At 46.2% G+C, this 25913-nt stretch carries 22 protein-coding genes and 1 tRNA gene; 21 read left to right on the top strand and 2 right to left on the bottom strand.

The window, feature by feature from the left end:
- Positions 1 to 133: 133 nt before the first annotated feature.
- Positions 134 to 1144 (bottom strand): DUF2939 domain-containing protein, encoded by a 1011-nt coding sequence (locus tag I6E26_RS03685; protein WP_235320485.1) that lies wholly within the window; start codon positions 1142 to 1144, stop codon positions 134 to 136.
- Positions 1145 to 1461: 317 nt separating this feature from the next.
- Between I6E26_RS03685 and I6E26_RS03680 the strand changes: the two genes are divergently transcribed.
- The 12 genes from I6E26_RS03680 to ilvA all read left to right on the top strand — a co-directional run bounded on the left by I6E26_RS03680 (position 1462) and on the right by ilvA (position 16059).
- Positions 1462 to 2787 (top strand): flagellin N-terminal helical domain-containing protein, encoded by a 1326-nt coding sequence (locus I6E26_RS03680; RefSeq protein WP_235320484.1) that lies wholly within the window; start codon positions 1462 to 1464, stop codon positions 2785 to 2787.
- Positions 2788 to 3105: 318 nt separating this feature from the next.
- A complete protein-coding gene (locus tag I6E26_RS03675; RefSeq protein WP_235320483.1) occupies positions 3106 to 5016 on the top strand; it encodes a fructose-1,6-bisphosphatase in 1911 nt (636 codons plus the stop codon).
- A gap of 20 nt (positions 5017 to 5036) precedes the next feature.
- The gene (locus tag I6E26_RS03670) at positions 5037 to 5687 is read left to right on the top strand and encodes an HAD family hydrolase (protein ID WP_235320482.1); all 651 of its coding nucleotides are present in this window, start codon (positions 5037 to 5039) and stop codon (positions 5685 to 5687) included.
- A 13-nt stretch (positions 5688 to 5700) separates the two neighbouring features.
- Complete coding sequence (locus I6E26_RS03665; protein WP_235320481.1) at positions 5701 to 7209, top strand: phosphomannomutase/phosphoglucomutase; 1509 nt, start codon at positions 5701 to 5703, stop codon at positions 7207 to 7209.
- A 170-nt stretch (positions 7210 to 7379) separates the two neighbouring features.
- Positions 7380 to 7664, top strand: a complete 285-nt coding sequence (rpsF, locus tag I6E26_RS03660) for a 30S ribosomal protein S6 (protein WP_235320480.1) — start codon at positions 7380 to 7382, stop codon at positions 7662 to 7664.
- 69 nt (positions 7665 to 7733) lie between these two features.
- Positions 7734 to 7967, top strand: coding sequence for a 30S ribosomal protein S18 (gene rpsR / locus I6E26_RS03655; RefSeq protein ID WP_154406631.1), 234 nt, complete (start codon positions 7734 to 7736; stop codon positions 7965 to 7967).
- A gap of 113 nt (positions 7968 to 8080) precedes the next feature.
- Complete coding sequence (locus tag I6E26_RS03650) at positions 8081 to 9403, top strand: ClC family H(+)/Cl(-) exchange transporter (protein ID WP_235320479.1); 1323 nt, start codon at positions 8081 to 8083, stop codon at positions 9401 to 9403.
- A gap of 274 nt (positions 9404 to 9677) precedes the next feature.
- Entirely contained in the window at positions 9678 to 10445 is a 768-nt protein-coding gene (locus tag I6E26_RS03645; RefSeq protein WP_235320478.1) for a DeoR/GlpR family DNA-binding transcription regulator, read from the top strand.
- Between the two features lie 77 nt (positions 10446 to 10522).
- The gene (locus I6E26_RS03640; RefSeq protein ID WP_235320477.1) at positions 10523 to 12436 is read left to right on the top strand and encodes an LTA synthase family protein; all 1914 of its coding nucleotides are present in this window, start codon (positions 10523 to 10525) and stop codon (positions 12434 to 12436) included.
- A gap of 76 nt (positions 12437 to 12512) precedes the next feature.
- Entirely contained in the window at positions 12513 to 13424 is a 912-nt protein-coding gene (locus tag I6E26_RS03635; RefSeq protein ID WP_235320476.1) for a radical SAM protein, read from the top strand.
- Positions 13425 to 13680: 256 nt separating this feature from the next.
- A complete protein-coding gene (locus I6E26_RS03630) occupies positions 13681 to 14700 on the top strand; it encodes a PocR ligand-binding domain-containing protein (RefSeq protein WP_235320475.1) in 1020 nt (339 codons plus the stop codon).
- Between the two features lie 105 nt (positions 14701 to 14805).
- Positions 14806 to 16059, top strand: a complete 1254-nt coding sequence (gene ilvA / locus I6E26_RS03625) for a threonine ammonia-lyase (protein ID WP_235320474.1) — start codon at positions 14806 to 14808, stop codon at positions 16057 to 16059.
- A 678-nt stretch (positions 16060 to 16737) separates the two neighbouring features.
- On the opposite strand, the gene I6E26_RS03620 is transcribed toward ilvA, so the two are convergent.
- Positions 16738 to 16812: transfer RNA gene (locus I6E26_RS03620), tRNA-Glu, on the bottom strand.
- 347 nt (positions 16813 to 17159) lie between these two features.
- On the opposite strand from I6E26_RS03620, the gene I6E26_RS03615 reads away from it, so the two are divergent.
- From I6E26_RS03615 to I6E26_RS03575, 9 genes are all read left to right on the top strand, one after another.
- A complete protein-coding gene (locus I6E26_RS03615) occupies positions 17160 to 17690 on the top strand; it encodes a hypothetical protein (protein WP_235320473.1) in 531 nt (176 codons plus the stop codon).
- 5 nt (positions 17691 to 17695) lie between these two features.
- The gene (locus I6E26_RS03610) at positions 17696 to 18232 is read left to right on the top strand and encodes a helix-turn-helix domain-containing protein (RefSeq protein WP_235320472.1); all 537 of its coding nucleotides are present in this window, start codon (positions 17696 to 17698) and stop codon (positions 18230 to 18232) included.
- A 237-nt stretch (positions 18233 to 18469) separates the two neighbouring features.
- Complete coding sequence (locus I6E26_RS03605; RefSeq protein ID WP_235320471.1) at positions 18470 to 18649, top strand: hypothetical protein; 180 nt, start codon at positions 18470 to 18472, stop codon at positions 18647 to 18649.
- Positions 18650 to 18678: 29 nt separating this feature from the next.
- Positions 18679 to 19626, top strand: a complete 948-nt coding sequence (locus tag I6E26_RS03600; RefSeq protein WP_235320470.1) for a cell division protein FtsZ — start codon at positions 18679 to 18681, stop codon at positions 19624 to 19626.
- Positions 19627 to 19920: 294 nt separating this feature from the next.
- Positions 19921 to 20826, top strand: a complete 906-nt coding sequence (locus tag I6E26_RS03595) for a GTPase (protein ID WP_235320469.1) — start codon at positions 19921 to 19923, stop codon at positions 20824 to 20826.
- Between the two features lie 12 nt (positions 20827 to 20838).
- Complete coding sequence (locus I6E26_RS03590) at positions 20839 to 21249, top strand: hypothetical protein (RefSeq protein WP_235320468.1); 411 nt, start codon at positions 20839 to 20841, stop codon at positions 21247 to 21249.
- A complete protein-coding gene (locus tag I6E26_RS03585; protein WP_235320467.1) occupies positions 21246 to 23000 on the top strand; it encodes a hypothetical protein in 1755 nt (584 codons plus the stop codon). Before I6E26_RS03590 ends, I6E26_RS03585 begins: the two co-directional genes overlap by 4 nt.
- 9 nt (positions 23001 to 23009) lie before the next feature.
- On the top strand, positions 23010 to 24188 hold the full coding sequence (locus I6E26_RS03580) for a radical SAM/SPASM domain-containing protein (RefSeq protein WP_235320466.1): 1179 nt from the start codon (positions 23010 to 23012) through the stop codon (positions 24186 to 24188).
- Positions 24188 to 25909 (top strand): B12-binding domain-containing radical SAM protein, encoded by a 1722-nt coding sequence (locus I6E26_RS03575; RefSeq protein ID WP_235320465.1) that lies wholly within the window; start codon positions 24188 to 24190, stop codon positions 25907 to 25909. The genes I6E26_RS03580 and I6E26_RS03575 overlap by 1 nt, the downstream gene beginning before the upstream one ends.
- The last annotated feature ends 4 nt before the right edge of the window (positions 25910 to 25913 follow it).

Here is a 25913-nt window from a genome sequence, read left to right as displayed (position 1 = left end):
TATCGCCATTAATAGGGGATAGTTTTGCACATCAATATAGCGCGAGCGTGCCTGTAAGGGTATATGCCATGCCTACGAGAAGTGTATAGATAATTGATGTATTCGGCAAATCAGAATTTATATCATCAACTGCTTAAGGAATGCTTTGAGGCATTTTGGTAATAGCTGTATTTTTGCTAACATCATCAATGCGGTGCCGCAAATCCAGAGCTTTCTTATGAAAGGCATTGGCTGTATTCAGCTCAGATAGATTGTCATTCTGGATACCTGTTAGGAAATGCTGCCACTGGGCAATAGAGGTCTTGGTTTCCTCTGCTCTTAGAGCTTGTAGATACTGGGCACCATCTCTAGGTGGAATAGCATCCAGCTCTTGTTGCCGTTTTTCCAGAGCTGGTATAATATCAGATTTGATATAATCAGACAGCTTACTGCGCTGACTAGCGGACAGACGGCCATCAGAGGTAGCAGTCAGCTGATTGAATCTGGTTTGCTGGGTATCCAGAATATCATTATACTTGTCAATAATATCCTCAGTCGCCCGCTTGTAGGCCAGCAGGCCGGAGGTCTGAATCGGGGTAACAAAATCCAGATAGTCACGATAGTTAACAATCCGAACTACCTTCCAGCCCTCCTCAGTCTTATTCATAAGGAGATTCAGAGTAAAAAGGGTGTTGGTATAATCATCCTTAACCTGTATCTTGGCCAAAGCAGTATCCTTATTGCGATTAATTTTGTCTATTTTTACAATGCTGGTATTTCTTATCTGAGAACGCTCAATCAGATATTCATAATCCATACCTAGCTGTCGTCCCTTGAGAAGATTGTCATCAGAAGGATTCTGCCAGCTTCCCTTGTCGGCATAGGCCAAAAGGAGCTGGATGGTATCTCTTACCACCTGGGGCTTGATTTTGATGTAGAACTGCTCAAACATCACCTTGGTATCATTGGAAAGATTGTCATCTTGGGCAAACATATCTCTGGTGAGGTCATCGTAGGCCTGTCCGCTAACAGCTTCTAGATTGCAATATTCCTGCAGCGCCTTAGCATCATGATTTTTGATAGCCTGATGCAGCTGTTCCAAGGCGTATTCCGGAGAATCAGCATAAAAAAAACGCCACAGACCAAAACCTAATACAAATATCAACAGAAATAGGACTCCTATACGCTCATAGCGAGTCCGTCGGCGACGCTGTTCCAGTTGCTGTTGCCAATCAAATTTACCCATTGTGTCCATCCCTTCTTTTTTCAATATTCATATTATAGCATTGAAGTCCTGCTAGGACAAATTATAACCCTCTAAAAATTTTCCAAGCCTATAAAGATTGTAGTTTATATTGTCGATAACATAGTTAGGAACTATAAATTGAAATATTCATGGGGAAGCCATAATATTTGCTCCTAAGGAAAAAGCAGGCTGCCCCATAAAAACAGGGATGTTTATACAATCAAGGAGGAATTAATATGGCAGCAAGAGTAGGAGGTTATCCTCAGCAGCTGGCCCTGCTGAATCAGCTGAATAGAGCGAATAAATCCTTTAACAAGCATATGACCGCCATTGCCACAGGCAATAAGGTAAATAGTCCGGCAGACAACCCTTCCGTTTATGCCATTGGCACTAAGATGGGGATTCGTATCGGCGCCTTAGACCAAGCAGCAGCCAATACCCAGACTGGTTCTGCTATGCTAAAGGTAGCTGATGGAGCTATGAGCAATACTCTGGATATTCTGGCCACTATGCGGGAGCGGGCTTTGGCCGCTGCCAACTCCACTGCCAAGGACAGCGACAGAGCCAGCATTCAGAAGGAGTTTAACCAGTATATTGACCAGATTACAGATAATTCGTTGGTGGAATATAACGGCATGAGCTTAATGGATGGCAGTCATGGCGGTCAGAGCAGTATGACCACCCAGGCTTATACCAATAAGACCTTCAGCGCAGATACTGCCGGGGATACCAAGCTGACAGATTTGGCTTATCGTCATGGTGACAGTATGGAGATTCAGGCCACAGATACAGTTACAGTTTCCTTTGTGAAGGATGGCAAGACCTATACCAATAGTTTCAAGGCCGGCAATGCTACTCTGGCAGATATTTTTGTCAGTGCCAATCAGGCTGGCCAGAAGGCTGGTATTGGAGATATTTTTGATACCAATATAGGCAGTACCAAGGAAATTGGCACAGATGCCAGTGGCAAGACCTTGAATACCCCAGATGGGAAAAACGCCATTACAGTCAAGGCAGCTCAGGCCGGTAAGGCAGGAGAGATTGCAGGTTTTGCCATTTCTGTTCAGACAGCAGATGGTCAGGAGCGGAAGGCTGTAAACAATGTCTTTAATAATTTCTATGAATCCATTGGGGCAGCAGAGAATCGCTCTGGCAACGCTCTTACCCTGCAGGTAGGTGCAGATGCCAACCAGTCCATCAAGGTAGGGCTGGGGAATATTTCCGCTCGTGCTCTAGGCTTGCAGGGCAGTGATGGTTCCTGTCTTAGTGTAGCCACCGCAGAGGATGCTCAGGCAGCTTTGGCTGTTATAGACAATGCCATTAGCAAGGTGCTGGATCAGTCCACCACTGTAGGTGCTGTCAGCAGCCGCCTGGAATATACCTACAAGAATCTGAATACCGAGTCGGAGAATCTTACGGCAGCTCAGACCACCTTAATTGGCGCAGATATGGCCAAGGAAATAACCAATCTGGCTTCTGACAATATTTTGATGCAGACCACTCAGGCCATGCTGGCTCAGTCCTATCAGAACTCTAGCTGGTTCCTGAACCTGCTGAAATAAAATATTTTCACAATTAAATAGTCAAGTTATGTCGCTGTAGAGAAACAGATAGGGAAAATTCTGCTTTCTACAGCGACTTTCTTTTTACATAAAATAAGATGGCTGTATCTATTTAAAGAAAGAGGGAATTTCATCAATCTTTAGGTTTCGCTACGGAAAGAAAGGGGGAGGCATTTTCTTTGCACAATGTAAATGTTATAATAGGAGAAGAGAAAATTTTTTTGAAGCGGATATTTAGAGAAGCAGTATTTTGACTATGCAAGATTCTGTAGCAGTATATAGAGGTTAATGACTGCCGGAATTGGAAAGGGAGCTAGTATGATTAATTCGGCAAATACCATGCAGCGGCAAAAGCAAAAGTATTTGCGGTTGTTGGCGGAAAAATATCCTACCAAAGAGGCTGTTTATGCGGATTTAATAAATCTTCAGGCCAGCCTGTGCCTGCCTAAGTCAGTAGAGCATTTTGTCAGTGATTTGCACGGTGAATATGAGCTTTTTTACCATATTCTCAATAACTGTTCCGGGGTTATTAAGGAAAAGGTAGACTATGTTTTTGGGGCCAGATTAACAGATGAAGAAAAGGCGGAATTCTGCACCCTGATATATTATCCTGTGGAGAAAATCCAACAGTTGGAGGCAGAGCGGCGCGATACTCCTGAATGGTATCGGGAAAATCTATCCCGTCTGTTGGAGGTTAGCAAGCTCATGACCTACAAATATCCGTTGACCAAGGTGAAAAGCTTTATTCCTCAAAACTACCGCAGTGTAATTACGGAGCTGTTTAACACCCATCCAGAGGCAGATAGAGCACAATTCCTTTACAGCAAAAGACTGCTGAATATGATTGTGCAGGTGGGAGGGGCGTCAGATTTTATTGTGGCTCTAACCAGCCTGATAAAATGTCTGGCTGTGGGCCATATGCATATCATTGGGGATTTCTTTGACCGGGGAAATCGGCCGGATACCATCCTGGATATGGTGCAGGAATACCATTCCCTGGATATTCAGTGGGGCAACCACGATATTTTGTGGATGGGAGCTGCCAGTGGCAGTGAGGTATGTATTGCCGGGGTAGTAAGAAACAGTTTGCGATACAAAAATACCGAGGTGCTGGAAAAAGGCTATGCTATTAGCCTGCGGCCTCTCACCATGTATGCCCAGCGAATATATCCCGATGAAAATCCGCTCAAGGCATCGGAAAAGGCTATTTCCATGATAATGTTCAAGCTGGAGGGACAGTTGATTCTCCGGAATCCGGATTTCAAAATGGAAAGCCGTCTTCAGCTGCAGAATGTGGATTATAATGCCAGCTTCTATAACCTTAATGGCAAGCGCTATGAGCTAAGCAGTGCCTATTTCCCTACGGTGGACCCTAAGAATCCTTATGAGCTGACGGATGAAGAAAAGCAGATTATTGGGGATTTGAAGTCCTACTTTATTGAAAGCGAACGGCTGCAGCGCCATGTGGAATTTATCTACAAGAAAGGTAGTGTCTATACCTGCTGTAATCAGAACCTGCTATTTCATGGCTGTATTCCTCTGAATTGGGATGGCACTATGAAGGAGGTTTCCTTTGATGGCAGGCCTTACAAGGGCAAGTCCTATATGGATTTCTGCGATCAGATGGCCCGTAAGGCCAGAGCCACCAAGGAACAAAAGGCCTTGGACTTTATGTGGTTCCTGTGGAATGGCCTGCTTTCTCCTATTTCTGGGCGGGAGTTTACCACCTTTGAGCGCATGTTCCTAGAGGATGAAAGCACCTGGAAGGAGCCTTCCGATCCTTATTATGAGCTTATTGACCGGGAGGAAATCTGTGAGGAGCTGTTGGAGGAATTTGGTCTGAATCCCAAGGATGGCCATATTATTAACGGCCACGTGCCAGTAAAGGTATCCAAGGGGGAAACCCCTATCAAGGCCAATGGCAAGGCGCTATGTATAGATGGTGGCTTCTGTCGGGCTTATCATCAGAAAACCGGTATTTCCGGTTATACCCTGATTTACAATTCCCGAGGCTTTAGGCTTTTGGAACATCAAAATGTGGCTGATGTCAGGGAAGCTCTGCGGAACAACAAGGACATTGAATCCGTGTCCCGTACCATTGAGCTCCAGTCCAAAATCACCTCTGTAGGAGATACAGATGAGGGCAGGGTGATACAGGAGAAAATCACGGATTTGTACAGCCTGCTGCTGGCCTATGAGCATGGAACCATTAAGCCCCAAGATGAGTGAGGAACTATAGAAAGGAAAATATGAACAACAAAGCATTTATTTTTGACATGGATGGAGTTATTATTGACAGCGAGCCTATACACGCTAGAGCCAAAATGGCTACCCTGCGGGAATATGGCATCACCCTTAGTGCCCAGGAAATTGACCTGGACAAATATGTAGGCCGCAGTTCCAAATCCTTCTGGGGGGATATGAAGGCCAGATTTCCAGATGTTTTCACGGAGGAATGGCAGGTTATGGCTGGCAAAAAACATGAGAAATACATGGACATTTTCAATAATGATGCCACCATTAAGGCCATACCGGGACTTCCGGAGCTGCTGCAGCGCTTGAAGGCCAAGGGCTACAAAATAGGCCTTGGCTCTTCCTCAATTCGGCCTATGGTCAATAATGTCCTAACCAGATTTGGCATTATTGAGTATTTTGATGCTTTGACCACAGGTGATGAGGTGGAGCATGCCAAGCCGGATCCAGCCATATATTTGCTGGCTGCCAAGAGGCTGGGGGTAAATCCCGCTGATTGCACCGTTGTGGAGGATGCTGCTTCTGGAGTAAAGGCGGCCAAGGCTGCTGGTATGCAGTGTATTGCTGTTCGGAATCCTAATTCTGGCCAGCAGGATTTGTCTTTGGCAGATAGAATTATTAATAAATATGAAGAAATATCTATATAAGGAGTTGCATAATATGACAGAAAAAGAATTGATGAAATTGCAGAATGGCAGCGATGTTCGTGGCATTGCCCTAGAAGGTGTAGAGGGGGAAAAGGTTAACCTGCGCCCCGAGGCAGCTAATCTGATTGCCGCCGCCTTTGTAAAGTTTTTGAGCAAGAAGCTGGGCCGTCCTGCTGGGGAATTGAAGCTGGCTATAGGCCATGATTCCCGTCTGTCTGCCACCAGCCTGAAGGAAGCTGCTCTGCAGGGGATTCTGGCAGAGGGTGCTCAGGCCTATGACTGTCATATGGCATCTACCCCAGCCATGTTTATGTCCATTGTTTTCCCAGAAACTGCCATGGATGGCTCCATCATGATTACCGCCAGCCATTTGCCTTTCAATCGTAATGGCTTGAAGTTCTTTACCAAGGATGGCGGTTTGGAAAAGGAAGATATCATTGAGCTTTTGGAGATTGCAGCAGGCCTGCAGGAGCGCAGTGCAGACTTGACTCAGGCTAAGCCACTGGATTTAATTGACATTTACGCCAAGAATCTCTGTGAAAAGATTCGTCAGGGGATTCAAGCCGAGAACTATGACCAGCCTCTCAAGGGAATGCATATTGTAGTAGATGCCGGCAATGGTGCTGGTGGTTTCTTTGCCAACAAGGTACTGGTTCCTCTGGGGGCTGATATTGAGGGCAGTCTCTATCTGGAGCCAGATGGACATTTCCCAAATCATATTCCAAATCCAGAGAACCAGGCTGCTATGGATGCCATTAAGGGAGCAGTTCTCTCTAGCCATGCAGATTTGGGTATTATTTTTGATACTGATGTGGATCGCATGAGTGCTGTATTGCCTGATGGTCAGCAGATTAGCCGTAATGCCCTGATTGCCATGATGGCTGCTATTCTGGCTCCAGACTATCCAGGCAGCACCATTATTACAGATTCTGTGACCTCTGATGAGCTGGCAGACTTTTTGGAGAACAAGCTGCATTTGAAGCATCATCGCTATATGCGGGGCTACAAGAATGTTATCAATGAATGTATTCGCCTGAACAAGGCTGGCACTGTATCTCCATTGGCCATTGAAACCTCTGGACATGGTGCTCTTAGCGAAAACTACTATTTGGATGATGGTGCTTATCTGGCTGTTAAGTTATTGATTGCTGCCGCCAAGGCTAAAGCCGAGGGCAAGGTGCTGGCGGATTTGATTAAGGATTTGCAGCATCCAGCGGAGGAAAAAGAGTATCGCTTGAAGATTAAGGATGTGGAGGATTTCCGCAGCTATGGCCAGTCTGTATTGGCCGAGTTTGAGAAGCGGGCTAAGGCCAAGGGCATTAAGATGGCAACTCCATCCTATGAGGGAATCCGTCTGGTATTTCCAGGGGAAGGCTGGGTACTTCTGCGTATGTCCCTCCACGATCCTAATATGCCAATGAATATGGAAAGCACCCATGTAGGAGGCTGTGAGAAGCTAACTGCCATTGTGAAGGAAATGGTAACAGGCTTCCCACATTTGGATATTAGCGTATTGGGCTAAAAAATCTATGAGTATTTTGGGGGCAAATTTTCAAAAAAATCCTTGCCAAAAGCTTCAATAAATGATATACTCATTCAGTCAAAAGGACAAGATAGTTGCAAATTGCATTTGCAAACTTTCTCTGCTCCTTCAGCAAGAGGGAGCCAAAGACCAAAGAGGGAGGTGATTTCGTGAGAAAGTACGAAGTCATATTCATTGTTAAACCAATGGAGGAAGAAGCAACCAACGCTGTAGTTGAGAAGTTCACCAAGTTGATTGCTGACAATGGCGGTACAGTTGACAGCGAGGATCGTTGGGGCAAGAAGCGTCTTGCTTATGAGATCAAGGACTGCACCGAGGGCTACTATGTACTGCTGAACGTTACAGCAGAGCCTGCATGTGTGGCTGAGGCTGATCGTGTAATGAAGATTACTGATGAGCTGCTGAAGCACATGATTGTTAAAGCAGAGGACTAATTTCGCGACAATTCGTGAAGGTGACATTCCAACAGGAATGATATTCCATATTGAAGGAGGGAATATACTTTGATCAAGCGTGATAGAAGCAGAAGACCTCGTAAAAAGGTTTGCAGTTTCTGCGTAGATAAGGTAGAGCAGATTGATTACAAGGACGTAGCAAAGCTCCGTCGTTATATTACCGAACGCGGCAAGATTTTGCCTCGTCGTATTTCTGGTAACTGTGCTAAGCATCAGCGTCAGGTAACAGTTGCTATCAAGCGTGCACGTAACATTGCACTCTTGCCTTTCACTGCTGAGTAAGTGAAATAGAGGGGGCCTCCGTAAGGAGGTCCTTTTTGATTTTCCATGGAAAAAGTCTCATTTTACTAGAGAAATTAGGCGCCCTTGGCCCTGAATATTTTTGCGGAGAAAATATGAACAAAAAAACTGACAATCTACTAGAGCTATTAGTAGACAAAAGAAGATTCAGCCTGAGGCTGCTGCTGGAGGGACTGGCCGTAGGCCTGGGGGCAGGTATCAGCATCAGTGTATTTCGCTATCTCTTAGCAGGCTCCGAGATACTGCGTCCTGTGATTTATCACAATCTCAGGGAAGCATTGGCTGATGGACAATGGCAATGGCTGGCCTTATATATTCTTTCCTTTATTATTATCGCCTATTTGCTAAAGCTGATTGTAGCCAGAGAGCCTATGTGCACCGGCAGCGGTATTCCCCAGATAAAGGGTATTCTGCAGGGAGATATGTCCATGAGATGGTTTTCCGTCCTCTGGTCCAAGATTATTGGCGGTGTACTGGCCATTGGCGCCGGTATGTCCCTGGGCCGGGAAGGCCCTAGCGTTCAGATAGGTGCCTGCGTTGGTCAGGGGTTAAGCCAAACCAGTCGTCGCACTAGATTCGAAAGTCGTATCCTTATGACTGCTGGAGCCGGGGCAGGTTTGGCTGCTGCCTTTAATGCCCCTCTGGCAGGAGTTATCTTCGGTTTGGAGGAAATGCAGAAAACCATATCTCCTGCCCTTCTTCTTACAGGTATTACCGCTTCTATTACAGCAGCCACTGTTACAGAGGTGGTTTTTGGTATGTCCCCGGTATTTTCCATGGGATATCTTCTGCCTCTCCCTTTGAATCTTTTTGATGTTCTGGTGGCAACAGGCATTGTTATTGGACTCCTGGGCCGACTCTTCAACATAGCCTTGGCATACTCCTTGAATACCTATAGCAGGCTGGGATTGTCCGGCATGAAAAAGCCACTTGTACCCTTGGCCTTGGCTGGCATCCTGGGCTTTGTTTTGCCAGAGATTCTAGGAGGAGGCAATCTGCTGGTGGATTCACTGGTGGTAACAGACTATACCATTGGCTTTCTGTGTCTTTTATTTGTAGGAAAATTTCTTTTTACCATGATTTGTTTTGGCTCTGGTGTGCCGGGGGGCATCTTCCTGCCTATGCTGGTGCTGGGAGCGGCCGGGGGAGCTGTCCTGGCCAAGCTGCTGGTACTGGCAGGCTTATTGCCAGCCATGTATTATGCAGATATTATTGTCTTTGGCATGGCGGCCTATTTCTCCTCCGTAGTGAAATCCCCGGTTACAGGCAGTATCCTGATACTGGAAATGACCGGCTCCTTTCAGCATATGCTGGCTTTGCTGGTGGTATCCCTGACAGCCTATGTAATTTCCGATTTAACGGGGGGACGGCCGGTTTATGATGAGCTTCTGGACAGAGCCTTGGGTAAAAGCAAGTAAACATTCAATTTAGCAGGGGGTTGACCGTTAGACCGTATTTCTGTTAGAATGTTTGAGAAAATACAATTTGTTAGGTTTTAAGTCCTAATAAAACAATAAACAAAAATTCCACTTGATAAAAATCAATATTCCGTGTAGAATAATAGTAAATTGGAATTATTAAACATTATTGAATGAAATTTGAACAATGGCAATCCAATAATTGTGCATTAGTGCACAAAATAAAATAATAGAGAAAAAAGCAGAGAAATATTTTGTACTAGGGAGTGATATTATGTTTTTGGAGGAACGTCAGGAAAGCATAATGAATATGCTGAATGCTGATGGCAAAGTAAGGGTAAAAGAGCTTAGTGAGAAATTTGGTGTTACCGAGGACTGTATTCGTAAGGATTTGGGTTCTCTGGAAAAGCAGGGCCGTCTAAAGCGTACCTATGGTGGTGCTGTGGTTCTGAGAGAAAACAACCATGTTATCGAGATTAGCAAGCGCAAGACCACAGATGTGGATGCCAAGCGCCGTATTGCTCATGCTGCCGTTAAGCTGATTCATGACAGAGATATGGTTTTCCTGGATATTTCCACCAGCAATCTGGCCATTGCTGAGCTTTTGGCCAAGGATCAGCGTGAGCTGACCATTGTTACCAATATGATTGACATTCTGCTGATTCTAGCTAATCATCCTAAGATTCGGGTGGTATTTGCCGGCGGCAAGATTAACAAGAGCCGTGACGGCTTCTGGGGCGGTATGACTATGGATTTCATTTCCCGCCTGAAGCCAGATGTAGCCTTTGTAGGTGCCATTGGCGTAGATGCTATGGAAAACAGCGTTTCCACCTATGACATTGAGGATGGTATCAATAAGGCCCAGATTATTCGGGTTAGTAAGAAAGCCTATGTAGTAGCCGAAGCCAAAAAGCTTAGCACTGACGGCAACTACAACTACGCTACCCTTGATACCCTTTCTGGCTTGATTACCGACTCTATGCCATCTGAGAAGGTATGTGAGGCTCTGTCAAGATATGGTGTTCAGCTGATTGTACCATGATGAATTGTATCTATAGAGGACTGAAGGTATTTTTATATTACCTTTCAGTCCTTTCTCTTTGCAGGCTCATATTCTGCTTGGTTTTGCATGAATATTGGGGTCCAAATACAGGCTGGGAGGATTTGCTGCAGACACTGTGGCTAGGTTCCCGCCTTAGCATTCAAACCGCTGGTATTTTGGCCCTCTTTACCGCGGTGCCTGCCGGACTGATAAATATACTGTCCCGCCTTTGGAGCCGTAGAGTTGAGAGCCTCCTTAGCGGCATAGTCCTGACCATAACCTCTATTTTGTTTGTGGCCAGCTTTCCTTATTATGGTCAGTTTCACAGTCGTTTTCACCAGCTTCTTTTTAATGCTGGCAATGATGATATGTATGCCCTGTTTATATCCCTGGTGCAGGAATTTAACCTGCCTTTGCGGTTGGCAGGGGCATTGCTTTTGGCCTTTTGTCTTTGGCAAGGTCTGAAATATTTTCTGGCCTGGGGCGAGGCCAAGCCTAGGACTGCTTACAGTCTATATATCAAGGCTTCCCGTGACAAAAGCATTGCCACGGGGGCGGCTATGGCTTTGTTGCTTTATGTGCTGGGGAGATTGATTGTCTTTGGGGGCAGCTGGGGCTGGGAAACAGCCTTGGAATGGGAAAATGTAGGCGTTACCAAGGATAGCTTTATGAACGAGGCTATATTGGACGATTATCAGGCTATATATCGGGGCTATCGCATGAATAACCGTATGCTGGCCTGCAATGGCCTGAATTTTACCGCAGAGCAGATTCAGCAGCTGGCAGGAGAGCTGGCTGGCCGTAGTGCGGATAGCAATAATCTAGATGATTATCTTCGTCGGGAGGCTCAGGGTGCCCAGGTGGCCAAGCCCAAGCAGATTTTCCTGATTGTATCCGAAAGCTATGCTAACTGGCCTCTTTTGGACAAATACAGCCAGCTTCACATTGCCGATGGCATGAAAGGGATTATTGCAGGAGAGGATGCAGATTATTGCAATGCCATGCTGCCTAATGGAGCCAGCACCATTTCCGCCTTGACTGGTGTGACCACAGGTTTGGCAGATGCCAACCTTTATCTCACCACCATGCCGGAGTCCTTTAAGCAGCCCTATATTACCGCCATAGCTCCCCAGATGGAGAAGCTAGGCTACATCACCAATTTCTGGTATGCCGGCCCTGCTACCTGGGAGCGGATAGGTGCCTTTACAGAGGCTCAGGGCTTCCAGCACTTCTATGGCCGGGGAGATATGCCAGAGGAGGCAGAGGGCAGTGTGTGGGGCTGTGATGATGAATATCTCTATGCCCAGGTATTGCAAAAGGTTAGTCCTGACACCTCCAGCTTTAATGTCATTCTCAATGTATCCAACCATTCCCCCTATACGGTGGATGTAGCAGCCAAGGGCTTTGATGCCGACAAGCTGCGGCAGGCTTTGCCTCCAGAGGCAGCCAAGGATGATTGTCTGGTAAATGAGCTGGGACATTATTGGTATGCAGATAGAGAGTTGGCAGGCTTTGTAAAGAACCTCAAGGAAAAATATCCAGATTGTCTGGTGCTGATTGTGGGAGATCATGCTGATAGGTACAATATTGACAAACAGCCGTCCATGTACGAGCGGTATGTAGTGCCTTTCGTTGTAACGGGAGCTGGTGTCCACAAGGGAATCCTCCTGCCAGATAGCGCAGGCAGTCAGATTGATATTGGCCCTACGATTATTGAAATGGTAGCCCCCAAGGGCTTTGTCTACTATGCTATTGGTTCCAGTCTTACCCGCAGCAACCGTCAGGGCGTGAACTACGGCTTCTGGATAACCAGGGACTTTATGGGGGAGGCAGATAGGATTCCTTTGGAGCCTGTTCAGATAGAGGGCAGTCAAGGACGGCCTATCAATGAGCCGGCTCTGCAGCATTATATAGATGCTGTACGGAGTATTTCCTGGTGGCGGCCTAAATATGGCCCTGTTTTGGACGAGGCCCTGCTAAAGGACAGATAAAATCTTACCCTATGCTTGGTTCAATAAGGGGTAGAGATGGAACTTAGCGTTAAGATTCAGATAAGGAAGTGATAGCTTGCAGGCAAGGGATTTGCTTAGCAACTGCCAGTTGTGTCCCCGCAGTTGTGGTGTGAACCGCTATGAAAGGTCAGGGGCTTGCGGCGGAGGAGCCTTGGCCAGAGTAGCCAAGGTCAGCCTGCACCCTTGGGAGGAGCCAGCCATAGCTGGCCCGGAAACTGGCAAGGGTGCTGGAACGGTTTTCTTTTCTGGTTGTAATCTTCGCTGTGTTTTCTGTCAGAACTACGAAATAAGCCATTATGAAAAGGGCAGGGAAGTCACCTCAGAGGAGCTGGGAGAAATTTTTCTCCATCAACAGGCCCAGGGGGCAGCTACCTTGGATCTGGTTACTCCCACCCATTATGTGCCTCAGATTATTCAGGCTTTGGCCTATGCCAAGGAACGAGGTTTTTCCCTGCCTGTAGTGTACAATTCTAGTGGCTACGAAAGCGTGTCCACCATTGAGTTGCTGGCAGGAACAGTGGATGTATATCTGCCGGATTTGAAATATTATGCCTCGGAATTATCCGGGGCATATTCCAAGGCTCAGGATTATTTTCCTGTAGCTGCCAAGGCCATTAAGGCTATGGTACAGCAGGTAGGCAGGCCGGTTTTGGATGCTCAGGGCATTATGACTAGAGGTGTACTGGTACGGCATATGGTATTGCCTGGGGCCCGCCATGACAGTATGAAGCTTTTGGGCTGGCTGTGGCAGACCTTTGGTAATGATATTTATCTCAGCCTGATGAGTCAGTACACTCCTATGTATAAGGCAGGGGAATATAAAAATCTTAAGCGGAGGCTTACCACCTTTGAATATCAATCAGTGACAGATTATGCCAGTGAATTAGGCTTTACTCAATGCTTTATTCAGCAGCGCAGTTCTGCTACCAAGGCCTATGTACCAGATTGGCAGGATGATGGTCTATAACCCCTAGATTATTCAAAGAAAATGCCCTTGCATTTTCTTTCAATGGGGTTTCGACGAGGGTGGAGATATTAGCTCCACCCTGTCATTAGCACAGCCTCCCGCCACCTATAGAGGAGGGGGACATCGGACACCTCGTTATAAAGGAAATATTTATTGTATTAAAGGAATTTTCCGAGTATAATAAAGAAGAATTAGGAAGAGAGGACTTGCCATAAAAGGCAGTTCCTTATATAGTGAAAGGGAGAGGTGGTTTTTTATGGCAGAAGATATTAAGCTTTCAGACGTATTTGATATGGACTTTTTGCAGTCATTCCAGGATAGCTTTGCCAGAGCTGTTGGTATGACCGCAGTAACCGTAGACAAGGATGGTAAGCCTGTTACCAGACCTACTGATTGGTCTGAGTTCTGCATGAAGTATACTCGTGGCAGTGCTGAGGGATGCCACCGCTGTGAGCAGTGCGACAAGAACGGCGGTGAGACTGCTGCCCGTACCGGTAAGCCTGCGGTTTATGAGTGTCATGCGGGCCTTATGGATTTTGGTGCTCCTATTATTGTAGATGGCAAGCAGATTGGTTCCATTCTGGGTGGTCAGGTTCTCAATGCACCACCAGATGAGGATAAGTTCCGGGCTTATGCCAAGGAAATCGGGGTAGATCCTGAGAAGTATGTTGAGGCTGTCCGCAAGATTCAGATTATGCCTCGTGAACGTCTGGAGTATGCAGCTCAGACTCTGTTCTTGATGGCTTCCTTCTTCTCCCAGATGGGCCATTATCGCTTTGAGTTGCGGAAGATGGCTGCTTCCATTAACGAAAATGCTATGCAGGTATCTGCCACCATGGAGGAGCTGGCTGCTTCTGCCAACGATGTTAACGAGAACCAGTTGGCTCTGAACAAGGAAATCGCCAATGTAAGTGAAATTTCCAGCAAGATTAACGAATTTACCAATCTGATTCGTGATATTGCCAAGCAGACTCGTCTGCTGGGGCTTAATGCTTCTATTGAGGCTGCTCGGGCTGGTATAGCTGGTGCAGGCTTCGCTGTTGTATCTGAGGAGATTGGCAAGCTGGCGGATAGCTCTCGTGAGACTGTAGACAAGATTCAGGAGTTCACCAGCCAGATTGGTGAGTCTGTTAATGAAACAGTAGCTAAGGGTGAGGCCACCTCTGGCATCGTTAGTCAGCAGACCACGGCTATTGCCGGTGTAGCCCAGGAGCTGGCTGATTTGTCTGCTACTGCTGGCAAGCTGGTAGATATGATTAAACACAACAAACAGTAATCCCTAGATAGTGCTTCATGAACTCCGTGGAGCACTATTTTTGTTGACAGATAATATCTGTGGTGCTATTCTAAGAGGAAAACACAGATACAAGGAGGCCCATATATGGCAGAGGAAGCAAAGAAAGCAGAGCTTAGTATAGAGGAGGTTCTGGCCAGTACATCTATTGCAGATGTGTACCAGGCAGCCAAACAGTTGGACGGTGTGGCGGCTAAAACCCATTTGATAGAGAGTCCCTATTTTTCAGATTTGTGTGGCAACAATGTTTATCTAAAGCCAGAAAATTTGCAAAATACAGGTTCCTTCAAGCTGAGAGGTGCCTACAACAAGATTAGCCAGCTCAATGAGGACGAACGGAAGCGGGGCGTTATTACTGCCTCTGCCGGCAACCATGCTCAGGGTGTGGCCTTTGCTGCCAGAGCCTTGAATTGCAAGGCTGTTATTTGTATGCCTGCCACTACTCCAATTTTGAAGGTAGAAGCTACTCGTGCCTATGGGGCAGAGGTAGTTCTCTATGGTGATAGCTTTGATGATGCCTATGCCAAGTCCTTGGAGCTGCAGAAGAAAAAGGGCTATGTTTATATTCATCCATTTAACGACCAGAAGGTATTGGCTGGTCAGGGCACCACAGCCTTGGAGATTATTGATGAGCTGAAGGATGTAGATGCCATTCTGGTGCCTATTGGGGGCGGCGGCTTTGCCAGCGGTGTAGCTCTAGCTACCAAGGCTGTCAATCCAAATGTAAAGGTTATCGGTGTAGAGCCAGAGGGAGCACCTTGCATGGAGAAATCCTTTATGGAGGGCCATATAACAACTCTGTCCGCAGTAGATACTGTGGCAGATGGCTGTGCTGTTAAGACTCCTGGTGATTTGACCTATGCTTTCTGCAAGAAGTATCTGGATCAGATTATTACCGTATCTGAAATGGAAATTATGTCTGCACTTCTGTCCCTGATTGAGAAGCACAAGCTGATAGCCGAGGGCGCTGGTGCCCTCAGTTTGGCTGCCTTGAACAAGCTTCCTTTCAAGGGCAAAAAGGTAGCAGCCATTATCAGTGGCGGCAATATTGATATTTCCACCATTTCTGCTCTGATTGACAAGGCCTTGATTGCCAGAGGCCGGGTATTTTGCTTCTCTGTTCAACTGCCAGATAAGCCAGGCCAGTTACTTCATGTATCTCAGGTATTGGCTGACGAGAACGCCAATGTTATCAAGCTGGAGCACAACCAGTCCAAGGTAACTGACAGCTTCAAGAAGGTTATGCTGGAGGTAACTGTAGAGACTCACGGTCATGACCATGTACAGCGTATTATCCGTGCTTTGGAAAATGCCGGCTTTGTAGTAGACAAGATTTATTAAGAATAAAAATAAACCAGCCAAGGCTGTGGACAGAATGTTTCTGTCTGCCAGCGGTGGCTGGTTTTTTGTTGATAAAAATTAATTCAGGGCATAAGAAAACAGCTGCGGTGTGGGGAGCAGCTGTTTCTAAAAAGGGATTATAGGATGTTTAGGTAACGACAGGCATTATCTATGAAAGTATTTTAAGCTCGTATGGGAATATATCTTTGTTTAGGGGAAACATTGATATCGAGCTTAGTAGGGAATTGAAAGTAATTACTACTTACGAGTAAGAGTATAATATAAAACCGTTTTTTCATCTATGAACATTACGACGAAAAATATTCTTTACGCGACAAAAACTCGGAAATACAGTACAATGTATACAGTATGTCGAACGGAGTATATTATAGGTCGTTTGTCAAGACCTGGAGGGATATTTATCCACAATTTTTTCCTAATGTGGATAACTTTGTGGATAAAATGTGATTCTGTGTGTATAAACAGGAGTTTATCCACAACTTTTTCCACAAAACTGTGCATAAGTCAAAAAACTGTGTATAAATGTAGCGGATATTCGCCATAAATATGTTTAGAGAACAAAATATGTAAATTTTGCGTAAAATTTATTGAAAATAAAAATCGTCTTTCAAAGGCAACAAAAAAAGCCCGAAGCTTTGCTTCGAGCTATTATATGCGTGGTGACGCGTAAGGGATTCGAACCCTTGAAGCCGCCGTGAGAGGGCGGAGTCTTAACCACTTGACCAACGCGCCGTGAACAAAGAATACTATACCATATTGAAAAATATAATGCAAGCTTTTTTTGAAAAATAAAAAATAACGAGGCGAGTGATGGTTTTAGGAGAATGAATTTGTGTACTATGGAATAGGTTTTGTGATAGAATTAGAGTGCAGGAATGTAATGGAAAAAATAGAATGTCTAAGCATAGGCCATAGGTGGTGATATAATTGATAGACATAAAAAAGTTACAGCTTTATTACGAAAACGATATGGTTTTTGTTACAGCTCATGCAGCTGAGAGATTTAGACAGCGCGGAATAAAAAACAAAGATATTAGTGGATGTAGCTTATAATAAAGGGGCTGATTGGATTGCGAATTATGATGAAGACGGTAGTTCTGGTGTGCCTTACAATGCTGCTGCTTTCCGCAGCAGCATTGGCCAATTATCCGGCTACACTGGACAACGGTAATCTGGTGTTGGTGGATGGCGGTATGGGGGTGGGCAGGTATGCGGATAGGACATCAGTGGTGGTTGAGCGTTATGCACCTCCGGATTACCAGATTGCCATAAACGTGGTGTCTGTGACATTTTCGGATGACTATTGGCGGCAGCATGAAACCTATGTAGGAGGTCCGTATACTCTGGGGGATGTGTTTACCCTGCGTTTCCGATATGATTGGGATAGAAAGAGTATAGCTTATCCGTTCGGGCAGCAGTGGAAGGATTGGGATATCCACCGTGATTATAGCCATGCCGAAGGAAATCCGCTGATACCGAATACGGCTGAGGTGGCATTTGTCTCAGCTTATAACATGAAGTTCTTTGGAGACAAGAACGGCTATAGTCCCGTGCTGAAGCGTGAGCGGCGCATCATTGAAAAAAGCCTTTACTTTGCGTTGGGGATATGAGAGACATGAGGGACGAGCGATATGACAGACTGACACTGGAGATAGATGCCTATATTCGGCAGTATCTATGCTCGGAGGGGCCAAGGTACAGCAGTTTTGCCACTTACAGGCTTGGCACCGATGCCACCGAGCCGAGTATCGGTGGGGCTAGATGGGCACTGGATTTCCTGCTGGAAAAGCTGGAACCTACTTTTTCCGAGAGCCTGATGGAACTTATAGAGAAGAAGGGGCGCACACCAGCGGAAATATACACCAAGGCAGGAGTCACCAAGTCTCACTTCGCGAAAATCAAGGCTGACAAGGATTACCACCCGTCAAAGGAGACAGCTTTGGCATTTGCCGTTGTTCTGCATCTCGGCCTTAAGGAGACAGCTGAACTTATCAAGCGGGCCGGCTACGCCCTCTCCCACAGCAACGAGAGCGACCTCATCGTGGAGTATTTCATCACCAAGGGAATCTACAACGTTGACAGCATCAATGAGCAACTATGCCTCCGGAGCCACAAGCCGCTTACAAACTGGCGAAAGCTCAAGGATGAGTAACCCTGTACAGCTAAAAAAATTCCAAGGTTGCCTGCTAGGCAACCTTTTGACTGTTTGTCCGTACTATACTAAAGCTAAGCCGCATAAAATAAGGCGTATATCACAGGCTTGCGGGAGCAGCGCACGTCCTCGTTTCAAGGGGAAAGTAGTAGAGCTGACAAAGGATCTGGACGAGACGCTGGCCGCGCTGAAGCAGGGGATGCTATCGGTCAACGCATAAGAAGGGATGTGTGGAGAATGAGCGAAATTTCGGATTTTCTTGCCCGAAAAGGGCAAGAGTGGCTCAAGGAGGAATGGGAACGTTCTAAGGAAAAGGCTAGAGATGAGGAATGGCCACCCAGCTATCATCACTGGTGCGGGACACCGGATATTATGAAGAAAATATTTGAGCGTACTACATCAAAGAAAGGGTTTTGATTTTGATGTTTGAGTTAGAAGATACCACTATGGATAATTTTGCCAAGATAACGGTTGTGGGCGTGGGCGGTGGCGGTATTGATGCCGTCAATAACATGATAGAGCAAGGGCTGGAAAACGTGGGCTTTATCGCTATTGACAGCGATGCCGAGACATTGCTCAAATCTGCGGCCCCAAAGCGGGTGCAGATTGGTGCGAAAAAAGGAACGAATGACCATCATCCGGAAACGAGCGAGGGACTCGCCGAAGAGTCCCGTGAAGATATACTTGAGGCTTTGCGGGGCGCAGACATGGTGTTTGTTGTCGCCGGGCTGGACGGAGGCACAGGCAGCGGAGCCGCCACGGTGGTGGCAGGTTGCGCCAGAGAGCTGGGGGCATTGACGGTGGCTTTGGTAACAGAACCTTTCCACGTCAAAGAAAAGGATGCAGCGTCAAAGGCTGCGTCTGTCATTGACAAATTAAAAGAGCAAGCCGATGCCGTAATTACTGTTTCTCGCCAATGCCTTTGGGAAATTAATGGCCAAGATACATCTATAGAAGAAGCTGTTCGCGCTGCCGACAATATATTCTATCAGATTGTGAAAGGTATTGGTGACATTATCGGCCAGTCCGGTAGCGTCAATTTGGATTTTGCTGATGTAAAATCCATACTGGCTAATTCCGGCACGGCGTTTATTGGCTTTGGCGAGGCTGCCGGTGAAAAAGCGTCACTTGCGGCAGTCAAAGCGGCCATAGAGTCACCGCTCTTGAAAGGGCTGAAAGGAGCGCGGGCCATCTTGATGAATATTGTCGGCTCTAACAGATCCATTGGCGGCATGGTTGAAGTCAACGAAGCTACAACAGCCATACAGGAACTGGCGCATCAGGATGCAGAAATCATCTGGGGGGTTACAACGGACGAAGCCATGGGGGAAAAAGCAAGTGTCATCGTAATAGCCACGAAGCTGGCGGAAGATAGCGATGAGGTGGAAGTATAAAGCTAAATAGAATAATGAAGAAATTTTGTAAGGTTGCGCATACTCTAAAGGAGTATGCGTAGGCCCACGGAGGGATTGTATACTAGCAATACTAAATCTAATTTGATATAAATGAGTTTGATTATAATTATGAATTATGACTTCGAGATGGTTTTAGATGTATTCGGTTGTGTCATTTTTATAGGATTAAAAATGAAATTTCAAAATAATAGAATGGATAAATTTTATGGTAGCTCGGAGTGCTGAGAAATATAGTATTAGAATTTTGCCTGAGATAGCTTGGGAGGGCTGAATATGAAGGATTACATAGCGATGTTCCAGCAAAAAATCGCTGAGATTGAGCAAGAGGTCAAGGCCGTGCATATCGTCAACGCCGGGAACATGAACCACGGCAAAAGCTCCCTATTCAATTCCCTGCTAGATTGCATCCACTTCGCCGAGGAGGATATACGCACGACGGTAGTTGCAGATAAGGTGCTGTGGCAGGATAATGTGTATCTGGTAGATACACCCGGACTTGATGCAGAGGATACTGACGATAAGGAGGCTTATAAAGCCTATCCACGGGCCAATGTGATAATATTCGTGCATACACTGGGAACGGGAGAACTGCACGCCAACGAATTAGCGGCCATCAATAAGATAAAGACCTTTTTTGTCAGCGAAGACTTCTTCTGGCAGCACTTCTGCCTGGTGCTGACGGCGGCAGATGCTCAGGATGAGGAAAACCTCGCCAAAATCAAAGGAAAAATCCTGTTGGACGTGAAGAATGTCTGCGGCGGCGAGAATTTCAGGACGTTTGTGGTATCCAATCCGCGCTATCGTAAAGGCCGTGACGAAGACAAGAAAGTCCTGCTGAACAAAAGCGGCATAACGGAACTGCGGGATTATTTGCAGAGTCAGGTGGACGAATGGCTGGCGGAAAATGATGTTATCCGCAAAACAAGGATACACAAGGAAAAGGAGGAGTTGCAAAAGCAATTAGAACAGGAACGGACTAATATAGAGAAGACCATGGAAGCGAAAGAAGCCGCTCGCAAGGCCAAGCAACAAATCATCATTACGAAGCTGGAAAATATTATCGGAGAACAAAGGGAACGGGAAGAGGAATTAAAGTCCCGCACTGAGCGGCTGTCGGATCTGAAACATCGTTTAAAGCTTTTGCGGGAAAAGCATGAAAAGGACAAAGCCAAGTTTTGAGGAGGATGGCATATGTTTGTAGCGGCGGTAGGCGGCGTAGTAGGCGCTGTGGTTATCGGGGCAGTCAATCACAGCGACTACAGCGACCATTATAATTATTCTGAATATGGTGATTCCAGTGAGCTGGATGAGATAAAGAAGCTGGAAGATGAGGTAAATAAAAAGGAAAAAGGCATCGAAGCGTATAAGCGGGATGCCAAGGAAAAATATCAGGCACGGCTAAATGAGCTAAAACAGGAAGAAACTTATGCGTCCCTAGACGCAGCAAAAGCCAATATATTAGAGGATGTAAAAAAGGAAATGCAGGCAGAAGTGGCTGCCGAGATACAGGACGAAAAGCAACAACTAGAATACATTGACCAGATGATAGCCAGGATTAATGAAATCGAACTGGCCGAAAACCATCAGGGAGGTAAAGCATGAGATATATCGTGGAGACTGTAGAGGATTTTTTTGCCAAACTGGACAGAATGCAACAGGAATTGGCAAAGTTTTCTCAGGAGATAGACGACCGCAGCGAAAAGATACCGGCCTTGTTAAGGAATTTTGAAAAGGCGGTATTTGACTCATCCGAGAATATGAAGCTATCCAGCAAGAATGCGGTAGATAAGGCGGCACAAAATTCATTGGCTAATCTGCGGACCAGCATTGAATCATGGCGCCATAAAATAGAGCAGGACCGCAAGGGTCGAGAGTTCATTCAGAAGAATGAGAAGTATCTGGTGGTAATGATTTTTGGCGCAGTCAAGACTGGAAAAAGCTCTTTAGGTAATTTCTTTGCTGGGCAGAAGTTCCTTACCGCCCCTTTTGATAATCGCTACAAGCATATTGCGCCTCCTGTGTTTGAAACGGAGGAACGTGGACGTAATAGCGGCGATGTAGAGAAAGACGAGAACGGGAATACCTGGTTTTCGGAGGGGGTGACTGACACAACCGGCACTATACAGTATTTCACCCTTAGTGGCCTGCGCTGGGTAGACTCGCCGGGAACCGGGGCCGTGGAAAAAGACGGCGATTACAAGGACATGACCAAGCTAGTGGAAGAATACCTGCCCTATACCGATATGTGCATTTTTCTCATGAACAGCTCCGAGCCGGGATTGCAGGACGATATGCGCTATATGAACGAACTTAACAAGCAGGGGCAAGAGGCGTTAATCGTCATTACCCGGTCGGACAAGAAGGAAGAGGATGTGGATGATGAGGGAAATCTTATCTCCGTTACAATTCCCAAAACGCCGGAGAACCGCAAGTTGCAGGAGGATGATTGTTGCAAGCGTGTAAAAAAAGCCTACCCGAATATTGATGTAGAAAAGTTTCGGGCTATCAGCATATCTACCCTGCTGGCCCAAGAGGCCATCGCCGAAAACGATGACGAGAAATACAAAGCCAGCAATCTGGATAAGCTCATGCAGATTTTGGGTAACAAGGTCAGTGACAATGCCATCGCCCGCAAGCAGGAAAATCCGCGGAGACTCCTGAACGGCTTCATCGAGCAAATCCTGTCAGACCTTGGCGGTATTAATGATGATCTAAACAAGATGCAGGAGGCCGTTAACAAATACAAAAACGGCATGAAAGCATTGGCCAATATTATCGTATCCAACGTAAAACGGGAAGTTCGGATAGAGATAACGCGGCTTTCCAACGACTGGAACCGTCAGGTGAATCATGGCGGAAAATTTGATACGACTAATGTAAACAAGAGCATTTCCCAGGTGGTTCAGGAGAAGTTAAATAAAGAGATAAACAGGCAGATGACCGAAGTTATCGAAGACTATGAACAGCAGGAATTGCCCCATGTCCAAGCCAATTTGGAAGTCGGTACCTTGGAGAAGAAAACGACCACGATAAAACACATCTATACGGAGTCATATACGGTAGAGCGTGACCCTGATGGTATTATAGAGACTATTAGAGGGTGGTTTGGCAAGAAGTATAGAACCATAAGAACTAGGGAGCATACGGAGGAAGAAACCATTGATATTGGCACCAATATTGATAAGTTTATGGAGGATTTGATGCCGCAGGTGGAGCAATTCTCTAGGGATGAGGCTACCGCTAGCCTGAAAATGCTGGAAAACAGTTATTTCCACCAACAGGAGCAGCTAGTGGGGAAAATGCGGCAAGAGATTAGTCATTTAGAAGATAAGTTAAATAAGCTAAAGGTTTGATGTTAAGCCATGCAAATAATCTTAAAACTCACGACAGACTGCAATCTAGGTTGTGCCTATTGCAGTGAAGGTAATCAGGGATCACACAGGCTATCAGAGAATACCTTTTACAAGCTGGTAGACGATTTGCCGGCTTTACTGACGGCAAAAAATGAAAATCGAGTAGACTTTCTTTTCCACGGGGGAGAACCGCTGCTCTACGGTAGAGAACCGCTGAAGAAGCTCATAAACTATGCCAAAAGCAAACTGACCGCTGCCAAGGTAAACTTCCTTTTGCAGACTAATGGCACCTTGGTGGATGATGACTGGATAAAACTGTTTCGGGATGAGAATATTTCTATCGGCGTTTCCTTGGATGGCTATGGGGAAATACACGATAAGTACAGGCGCAATAAACACGGGGAACCTACCTCGCAGTTGGTCTTGGCTAATATACGAAAGCTGCAAGCCGCCAGTGTCAACGTGGGAACATTGATGGTGATGAACTCTGCCGAGGCTATTGATGCCGAGAAACTGTATGCTTTTATCTGTGACAACAAACTGCATATGAAAATCCATGCAGTAGTTCCCTGTGGGCGGGCTTCAGATCGCCAGGATACGGATGCTGTTTATGAAAAATATCTTGCGTTGCTTAAAGAGCTATTGACGATGGTGCTGGAAAGTGATAGGAAAATAAGTATTCAGCCGTTGGATTATTTATTAGATGCAATTTTAGGCATTTCCCCTGTGCGCGAGTGCTCATACAATGGAAGATGCGGCAGTGATTTGCTATGCTTGTATTCCGACGGCGAGGTGGGCTTCTGTGGCCGGGATAATTTATCTCGCCAATTCATTTACGGTAATATCCATGAAAAGACTCTGCTGGAACTGTATCACTCCGAAAACGCCCAGAAGATTAGGCAAAGGCAGGAATACCTTGCCCAGCATGATTGCCAAGGCTGCCCGGAGTGGGATTTATGCCACGGCGGTTGCGCCTATGAAGCCTTCAATAGTTTCGGCAATGTTATGGCGAACTACTCTCATTGCCAGCCGTGGCGGGAGTTCCTGCACTATTTACGGACGGAGGGATTGAGCAAATTCAAGCAGTCGTTGATACGGGAAAAGATAAAACATCGTGAACTGTTAAGGAGCAAAAAGAAAATCATGCGAGAAATCGAGGGGATAAATTTGACTGGTGGTGATGGCTGATGCTGGATATTCTGCTGCTGAATGTTCATCGCCGCTATTTGAACTATATTCCTCAATACGGCGGTTTCCTTGGGATATATCTATTGGCTGCCTTTGCACGACAGGAAGGTTATCAAGCCAAGAGCTTTTCTGGCACTTTGCTGGAAGGACAGAAAAGGGTCGATGCGTTATGTGCCACTGGTGGTGTGGCTATGGTCGGCCTGTACTGTGACTACGACAATGTAAGCGAGAATGTATTCCTTTGCCATTATATCAAAGAAAAATATCATTTGCCGGTAGTAGTGGGCGGTCCACAGACTACGGCTCTGCGGGAGGATTTCTGTAGAAAATCGGGCTGTGATGCCTTGGTTCGTTATGAGGGCGAATTGACGCTGCTGGAATTGATGAACTATTTTTTGGAAGATGTAGGAGATTTAGCTAGCATACGCGGCATTTCGTTCCTGGATAACGGAAAGCTGATTACAAATACAGAGCGGCCATTGATTGAAAATCTGGATAAATTGCCCTTCATTGATGAGGATTGCTACCTGGAACCAAGACAATTCTTTCATGGTCTCAGCATCATGACAGGTCGCGGCTGCCCTTTTCATTGTGCCTTTTGCCACGAGGGGGCACATACCCGCAAGGTGCGTTTTCGCTCCGTGGCAAATGTATTAGCCGAGATAGACGATTATCTGGCCAAAAATAAGTCGGAAAATCTTTATATACTGTTCACTGACGATACATTGACCTTGCAACCTAAGCGGGTCAAGGAACTGTGTGACGGGCTGGTAAAGCGGCAAAAAAAGCGGTCTTTCAAGTGGTTTTGCGAGGGGCATGTGCATACGCTCTACAACCACCCGGAAATGATAGCGGACTTGGGACGTGCCGGATGCACTCGCATTCAATTAGGCATCGAGGCCGGGACAGCCCCTGTTCTGAAAGCCTACGGAAAAAATACGACTCCGGAGGAAATACTTTCCGTCGTTCGCCAATGCCGTGATGCTGGGATTAAACAGATTTACGGCAATATCATTTTGGCGGGGGCTAATTTTAGCAAGGAAATCTATGAGCAGGACAAAAAATTTGTTCAGAAGCTGCTAAAAGAAGGCTGTGGCACGGCAGAGATTGGCGTGGTGTCCTTTTGGCCATTGCCGGAAACGCCCATGACCACTGCCCCTGCGGATTACGGCGTCAAGATATGCGACAAGGAATTTGTGACATCGGTGGGAGATTTCCCCCAAGCGGAAACGGCTGAATTGGATAGATATGATATAGCCATGATGCAACGGGAGCTGGAGGAAAGGATTTCCCGGCAGATGATAGACATGCTTGAAAATTGGGAGGTGCCTACCGAAAGGGTATTGAGCTGGTTTGCTAAATCAGCCTATCGGGAAGGATACGGTGGCTGGTATGTGAAGCTGTTGGGGCAGGAAGTTTTGTATCCCTATTATGAGATGTTGTACCTTGGCGAAGGCCAATCATCAAAGGATGTTGATGAAATAGCTAAAGCCCATCCGTTGCGAGTGGTTCCTTTGTATAAGCATATGCAAAGGTGCGGCGATGGGCGAGTGGAGATAAGAGGTGAGTACTTTTCTAAGGAGGAAATGGATATCGTGTTGCTGACCACGGGCAAAGTCAGTGTCGAGGAAATTTGTGAGCGCACAGGTAGTGACAATGAAATAGTGATGAACGTGCTGACCCGTTTGGAACGGCGACACTTCATCGTATATGCAATTTGACGGA

The organism is Anaerovibrio lipolyticus, assembly GCF_021531495.1.
In the GTDB taxonomy this organism is placed as follows: Bacteria; Bacillota; Negativicutes; order Selenomonadales; family Selenomonadaceae; genus Anaerovibrio.
The sequence above is the reverse complement of the archived record's forward strand: the minus strand, read 5'-3'. Positions and strand labels throughout refer to the sequence as shown.